This window comes from Paenisporosarcina sp. P5_A11, from assembly GCF_056400705.1.
In genome coordinates this window covers 1-6,047 of sequence record NZ_JBFUKT010000194.1, presented here as the reverse complement: position 1 = coordinate 6,047, position 6,047 = coordinate 1, and the positions used below count along the sequence as shown (strand labels likewise).

Below are 6,047 nucleotides of genomic sequence, written 5' to 3'. Positions count from 1 at the left end.
ACGCTTGATTACGTTTTGGCTTGCGACCTTCAATAATAAAAGGGACATCTCCGATTGCTAGTTTTTCACTCGTACTGAAAAAAGTTTGATGTGTTGGGTATTTATAAATAGCTTCTACTACGTTCCCTTTTTCTATAATAACGGGTGAAAGACCAATATTCTGTAAAGATATGGCTGCAGCTAGCCCACAGGGACCTCCACCGACAATAATTGCATCTGCTTTTTTCAACATTCTACACATCCTCTATATAAAAAATCTCCTATTTAATGATAGGAGAATGGAAGAAACTATACAACTATTTGGCATATGTTTTTTCTTCGATCCATTGATTCCATTCACTCCAGTTAGTTCCACGGTAGCGTCTTTTCCCAAGCTCGAATCGTGCCTGGCAAAATTCCAACCACTGTTGAGACAGCCTTCATATTATGTTTACCTTGATTGTCTATTTCGTTTTGCATGCCATATTCCTCCAAGAGACAAACATTTGCTCTTGTCTCAGTATTGGAAAAATAGTAGCACTTGTAAACGTTGTGTATGTTTCATCTAACACTTGTAGAACTTCTGTGTTTTATTGATAAGATATGACACTCTGCAGGTGCACCTAATCGCAAAGGTACTAATGTTGTACCAAATCCATTGCTTATTAACGTAAATTTATCATGACTATTTATTAATGCACCTTTTTGATAATAACCCCATTTTCCTAAACGGATTTGACCACCATGTGTGTGACCAGCCAATAATATATCTGAATGGAAATAATCCCTAACTTCATCAAAGACAAATGGAGTGTGGGAAACGAATATAACTATATCGTTGTCAGGAACTTTCTGAAAACTTTTTTCAATATCTGCACGCCCTGATGATACATCTTCAAGTCCAATTAACCAAACCGGCTGTTCCGTGTTTTTTATACAAATCGCTTCGTTTTCGAGTATTATTCCACCAACGTTTTGGATATATCTTCGAATATGATGAGCTCCCACTTCACGATCATTATTTCCCCAAACATAATAAATCGGCCCTATTTTAGCTAGTGCTTTTATATTTTGTTCTATTCTTTGTAATGGAACGCCTCTTTCAGCTAAATCTCCACCGATAATTACTGCATGTATTTCAGTATCCACTTTTTTTAGTAAGCGATTTGTTATTTTTCGGCGGTGGATATCAGAAATAAAGAATAAGGTTAAAGGCCTTTCACCACGATACTTTACTAACTCAATGTCTTGATGGCGCACATTAATTTCAAATGCTTTCTTCATCATAAGGAGGGGCAATAGTAGAACTACACCTATAATACTTGCCAAGTAGTGCATTTCTTCACCTCTTTATCAAAAATAAAAAGAGGAGGGTTACCCCGCCCCTTTCTTTTAATTATTCTATGCATTAATCTTCTTGGATTGCTAGTACTCGGAAACCAGATTTATCAAGTTCCTTTAAAAACTTTTGAACATTGTCACGTTTTTCGATTTTCAAAACGATACGTCGTAATAATTTATCTGTTTCGTCGAATGTAACAAGTGAAATGACGGATTCATGAAACTTTTGGATTATGTCTCCTACACGAGCAATTCGACCTTCTGTTTCTACTGATGTAAACGAAATTCGGACACCTGGTTTATCCATTCCAAATGCGCCTCTGAATTGTTCCATTGTATCGTAACGTGTTACTAAACCTAAAAATTTATTTTCTTCAACCACTGCAATAATCGGAAAGTCATTAAGTTGAACTAATGAATTTTCAAAAACGTCATCTATTGATAAGTAATTATCTTCTCTCGTTACAACATCTAGTAAAGATGTTGTCGCTAGGAATTCATCTTTATTTAAGCCACTATAATAAAACGCTCTGTAAGCAATGTAGCGATTCAAAATCCCTTTATAAATACCATTTTCTAATACTGGAAGTGCATCAATTTTATTTTTCTCTAATACTTCCAGAGCCGTTTGCACTGACTCAGTTGTTTGAATCGAAATACACTTTTCTTTAGGAATCATTACACTTTTTGCAAACATACTGTCACCTCATTCTTTCTGTAATAGTAATCTATTCAATATAGTTCCCTCTTAATCCTCTTTCCTAATCAAAACTTAAGGCAGTACTAATGTCTGTCCGGTTGAAATTTCGTTTGAAGATAAGCCGTTTGCTGCTTTAATATCTTCCACTGCGTCAGGAGATTTATAATAGTTCATAGCTATACGATAGAGTGTCTCACCCGGTTGTACAACATGTGTTTTCCCACTAGAAGGTTCAGGAACTACTGGTTGTTCTTCAGGTTGTTCTTTTTGCGGTTCTTCTACAACAGGTTCCTCTACGGGTTCTTCCTCTGCCGGTTTCTCTTCTGCAACTGGTTGTTCTACAGGTTCAGAAGATTCTTCAGAAGTTTCGCTATCATTGTTTTCTTCAGGTGCTTCTGTGTCTGTATTTTCACTAGCTGTATTAGATGATGAATCTTCATCATTTTGTTCATATTGAAGTTCGCTATTGTCGTAAACTGCTGTTTCATTTGCATTTGGCTCATAAAAAGCAAATACGTAAATTAAGAATGATACCGGAATTAAAATAAAGAAAAAGAACAATATTGGTAATAATATATTACGTTTCTTTTTCGTTTTCTTGGGAGTCGACGTGTTGGTATGTCTTGAAGATCGTGTCTTTGGCTTCTGCTCGTCACCATTTATTTGAATCGGTTTTCGATATTCTTCAATTTTATTTTGATAATCATCTTTGTTCATTGTAGTAAACTCCTATTCTACGTATCGTCTTTGTTTATTATGACGAAAATTAGCGAAAAAGTAAAACAAACATCTAATCTATCATGTGGAATAAAGACGATAATCGATTTTCCCATGATTGCAATGTTAAATAGGATGAGTTTGCTTTCGAAGATTCAACTATTACGTCTAACTCCATTCCGCATTTCGAACAGCAATTGCGTGGTTTCGAATTTATTGCCTGGCCAAAGAACTGTACAATTTTTTCGCGGATACAAGTAGAGTTCAATAAAATATCCTTGATTTGATGAATTTGTTGTATTTTTTGGAGTCTCAGTTGGTGTAAAATCTTGACTGTCTCTTCCATCGTTTTTCTAGATAACCAATAGGATAGGATTCGGACATGTGTTTCTGACAGTAAGCTTTGAGACACTAATTGAGTAGGCTGTATGCCGTTCCTTGTTGCCTCCATAAATACGTTTACATGTGCTTCGTCAGGAAAATCGTTCGTCGCAACGAAAATGGAAAGGTCTTCATCATCCTTTGTATAAAACAAGGTAGCTAGAGAATCAGCACCATCTCTTCCTGCACGTMCAATTTCTTGAGAATAATTGGCGACAGAAGATGGAAAATGATCATGTATAACTTGACGCACATCATTTTTATGGACTCCCATTCCAAATGCATTCGTTGCACAAACCCAATCAATTTCATTATTTAAAAACTGTTGTTGAACAAACATTCGATCAACCTGTTCCATCCCAGCATGATAAGATGCAATCCGTATGCCTTTAGTGATTAATTTCTGAGCGTAGTTATCCGCTTTCTTCCTTGATTGAGTATAGAGAATACCGGGTCCAGTAAAATTATCAATTTGTTTTGCTATTTTATCAAATTTTTCCTCTCGAGAATCTACTTCTATAGCTGCATAACGAATATTTGGTCGATCAAGTGATTGAATGTGTTGTGTTGGTTTCTTCATATTCAAATGTGTATGTATATCATCCATAACTTGTTTTGTCGCTGTGGCAGTTAAAGCTAAAACGGGAGGTCGATCCATATTGTCGCCTAACCATTCGCCTAAACGTAAATAGTCCGGTCTAAAATCGTACCCCCACTGTGAAATACAGTGAGCTTCATCAGCTACAATTAGTGAAATTGGAATTGACTTCAATTTTTCTTTCACTTTCTCTTGTGTGACCATCTCAGGCGATAAAAAAATAAATTTATATTGTTCAAGTTTGTTCAAAAGCGTTTGTTTTTCAGATTGTGTCAAAAACGAGTTAAAGGCTATCACTCTTTTTTCGCCCATTTTTTTTAATTGCTCTACTTGATCTTGCATGAGAGCTAGCAATGGTGAAATAATGACCACACTATGCGGCAAGATATATCCTGGAAGTTGGTAGCAAAGTGATTTTCCCATACCGGTCGGTAAAATTGCGACCACATCTTCCTGCTGTAAAATACTTTGAATGATTTCGAGTTGACCTGGTCTAAAAGAAGAATAGCCAAATTTTTCAAACAGTATTTTATGTAGATTGTTGGTCAATTGAATCACCTCCAATGGCTAATAAGAGTCGTAATTGAAAATATGAATAAGCTGGAAATGCCTCTTTTAATGTTCTTAATTTCTTGGTTTGTTGATTTTTTATTTGTTGAATGATGTGTTGAATGTCTTCACCCGGAAAAAACATGTGAATTGAAAATAACGGTTCGTTCATTGCCATTTCCACAAAATGATCTTCAATCGTACTTTTTTTCAATTGTCGGATTGACATTATTTGTTCAATTGAATGGCCTTGATTATACAAGTCTGCTGTTCTTTTTGCAGATTCAGTCAATGGAGTGGTTGTCTTGATACCTTCACTCATTCTAGGTAACAATATTAATTTAGTATTCAACGAAATTTCATCTAGTACAATATGTAAACATTCTTGAAAAAGAATTTCGAGGTCCATCTGATCTGTCTCCAACATATGTGACAGTTGTTGCCATGTTACTCCACTCACTTGGTAACCTGATAATCGATGACTTAATATAGTTAAATGAAGGTCAGTTAGAGTAGCAGATTGGAACGTAGTTTTTAACTCTTGGTAAAACTCCTCAATAAATCCCTCGTTTTTGTAAGACACCATTTTCAAAAAATGACGAACCCAATTATGAATTTTTTCGTCCTTTTGAATAGGAATAAACGCTAGGTCATTTGCTTTTACATGTGATAAGGTTTGAGTTACTAAAGATAGACGTTGAAAAAATATTCGTTCATTCCCTCGATACAACCAGCCATTCAAGTGAAAGGTTGGCATCTGATTCAGCACTTTTTCACCTAATTCCGTTATTTGAGGAATGGACAACTCATTTACTCGTATCCAACCTGATTCAATCATCTGGTGAATGATTTGATCGTAACTTTGTTTAGTAAGTCGAGGGAATAACGCGAAATATTTTGTCAGATGATAACTCTTTACATCCTGAATTGTTTGACCCGAACGTTTTCCTCTAATAAGATGATATGGAGCAGAAATAGTGCGTTCTTCATTTAATCGATTGACCATATGTAATATAATTTGTTGAAATAGCACTCTAGTTCCTCCAATTATTGAGTATTTAGGTTGAAAATTGAGGAAAACATGATTAGAATAAATACGAAAGCTTTTTCAAGCGAACGGAGATAAGGGAGAGGTTTAACATGGCGAAGTATACCATTGTAGATAAAGATACATGTATCGCTTGTGGCGCTTGTGGCGCTGCAGCACCAGATATTTATGATTATGATGATGAAGGTATTGCCTTTGTTATTTTAGATAATAACATGGGAACAACTGAAGTTCCAGACGAACTCGAAGAAGATATGCAAGACGCTTTCGAAGGCTGTCCAACGGATTCAATCAAAGTTGCTGACGAGTCATTTGACGGCGATGCATTAAAATACGAATAAAAAATGCTGCGAATTTAATTCGCAGTTTTTTTGTTCGATTTTTATTGATGTCTTTTCTAACTTGAGCACCAGTTAGTTCAGGAGGTAAATCAAATTCAAATCTAGGTACCGATGTTTAATCCTGAAMAAGTTTTTTCAATATCAGAATTTTATGTAAGTCTTTATTATTATTTTTTGTTTTTCTATATCCGTCTTGTAACGACTTATTATAGACTTTAAGGTCATCCGTGATAGTTAGTAAATGGTATTTTGCTTGATTATCTTCAAATACTTTTAAACTTGTATAGTCAATATCAGCATATTCTAATAAATCCTCGGTAAAAGCAAACCCAATTTTAATATCATTTTTATAAATTCGTGTTCATTTATATCAATCATTGTAAAGTCTAACTG

7 protein-coding genes are annotated in these 6,047 nt (G+C 35.1%); 1 reads left to right on the top strand and 6 read right to left on the bottom strand.

From position 1 onward, the window contains the following. The 6 genes from AC1DOS_RS17375 to AC1DOS_RS17350 form a co-directional block, all read right to left on the bottom strand. A partial coding sequence (locus AC1DOS_RS17375; protein WP_477538508.1) for an NAD(P)-binding domain-containing protein occupies positions 1-229 on the bottom strand: 229 nt, incomplete at its 3' end. 311 nt (positions 230-540) lie between these two features. Next, complete coding sequence (locus tag AC1DOS_RS17370) at positions 541-1,317, bottom strand: metallophosphoesterase (RefSeq protein ID WP_477538507.1); 777 nt, start codon at positions 1,315-1,317, stop codon at positions 541-543. Between the two features lie 70 nt (positions 1,318-1,387). Further along, on the bottom strand, positions 1,388-2,017 hold the full coding sequence (locus AC1DOS_RS17365) for a CBS domain-containing protein (protein WP_108587193.1): 630 nt from the start codon (positions 2,015-2,017) through the stop codon (positions 1,388-1,390). A 75-nt stretch (positions 2,018-2,092) separates the two neighbouring features. Continuing rightward, entirely contained in the window at positions 2,093-2,737 is a 645-nt protein-coding gene (locus tag AC1DOS_RS17360; protein ID WP_477538506.1) for a LysM peptidoglycan-binding domain-containing protein, read from the bottom strand. A gap of 73 nt (positions 2,738-2,810) precedes the next feature. Continuing rightward, positions 2,811-4,274: a RecQ family ATP-dependent DNA helicase gene (locus AC1DOS_RS17355; RefSeq protein ID WP_477538505.1), complete on the bottom strand. Its 1,464-nt coding sequence runs from the start codon at positions 4,272-4,274 to the stop codon at positions 2,811-2,813. Next, positions 4,246-5,298 (bottom strand): YpbB family protein, encoded by a 1,053-nt coding sequence (locus AC1DOS_RS17350; protein WP_477538504.1) that lies wholly within the window; start codon positions 5,296-5,298, stop codon positions 4,246-4,248. Before AC1DOS_RS17350 ends, AC1DOS_RS17355 begins: the two co-directional genes overlap by 29 nt. Positions 5,299-5,405: 107 nt before the next feature. On the opposite strand from AC1DOS_RS17350, the gene AC1DOS_RS17345 reads away from it, so the two are divergent. Continuing rightward, positions 5,406-5,654: a ferredoxin gene (locus AC1DOS_RS17345; RefSeq protein ID WP_075617651.1), complete on the top strand. Its 249-nt coding sequence runs from the start codon at positions 5,406-5,408 to the stop codon at positions 5,652-5,654. The last annotated feature ends 393 nt before the right edge of the window (positions 5,655-6,047 follow it).

Coding starts and splice junctions, on each gene's coding strand:
- AC1DOS_RS17365 (WP_108587193.1), bottom strand. CDS start 2,017: ATGTTTGCAAAAAGTGTAATGATTCCTAAAGAAAAGTGTATTTCGATT.
- AC1DOS_RS17360 (WP_477538506.1), bottom strand. CDS start 2,737: ATGAACAAAGATGATTATCAAAATAAAATTGAAGAATATCGAAAACCG.
- AC1DOS_RS17345 (WP_075617651.1), top strand. CDS start 5,406: ATGGCGAAGTATACCATTGTAGATAAAGATACATGTATCGCTTGTGGC.
- AC1DOS_RS17370 (WP_477538507.1), bottom strand. CDS start 1,317: ATGCACTACTTGGCAAGTATTATAGGTGTAGTTCTACTATTGCCCCTC.